The sequence below is a fragment of the Salmonella sp. SAL04157 genome (genome assembly GCF_046551635.1).
In the GTDB taxonomy this organism is placed as follows: domain Bacteria; phylum Pseudomonadota; class Gammaproteobacteria; order Enterobacterales; family Enterobacteriaceae; genus Salmonella; species Salmonella enterica.
This window is the reverse complement of record NZ_JBGDVS010000031.1, coordinates 1-542: the sequence shown is the minus strand read 5'-3', so window position 1 is coordinate 542 and position 542 is coordinate 1. Positions and strand designations below refer to the sequence as shown.

Genomic DNA, 542 nt, shown 5'->3' with positions numbered 1-542 from the left:
CTTTGTGATTCATGACTGGGGTGAAGTCGTAACAAGGTAACCGTAGGGGAACCTGCGGTTGGATCACCTCCTTACCTTAAAGAACCGTTCTTTGCAGTGCTCACACAGATTGTCTGATGAAAAACGAGCAGTAAAACCTCTACAGGCTTGTAGCTCAGGTGGTTAGAGCGCACCCCTGATAAGGGTGAGGTCGGTGGTTCAAGTCCACTCAGGCCTACCAGATTCGCTCCCGTGCTTTGTTGTGGCAAAGCTCGCATACTTCAGTATGCTTCGCTTCACCACGCCGCGCCCGGAAACGAATCAAAGGTAAGAGGTTCTGACTACACGATGGGGCTATAGCTCAGCTGGGAGAGCGCCTGCTTTGCACGCAGGAGGTCTGCGGTTCGATCCCGCATAGCTCCACCATCTCGTGAGTGTTTACGAAAAAATACTTCAGAGTGTACCTGAAAGGGTTCACTGCGAAGTTTTGCTCTTTAAAAATCTGGATCAAGCTGAAAATTGAAACACAGAACAACGAAAGTTGTTCGTGAGTCTCTCAAATT

At 49.1% G+C, this 542-nt stretch carries 2 tRNA genes and 1 rRNA gene; all 3 read left to right on the top strand.

The annotated features are described in order from the left end of the window. Positions 1-74 (top strand): 16S ribosomal RNA (locus tag ACLJRE_RS23845); the annotation flags it as partial. 69 nt (positions 75-143) lie between these two features. Continuing rightward, positions 144-220 (top strand) — tRNA-Ile (locus ACLJRE_RS23840). Positions 221-329: 109 nt separating this feature from the next. Beyond that, positions 330-405, top strand: a tRNA-Ala gene (locus ACLJRE_RS23835). The last annotated feature ends 137 nt before the right edge of the window (positions 406-542 follow it).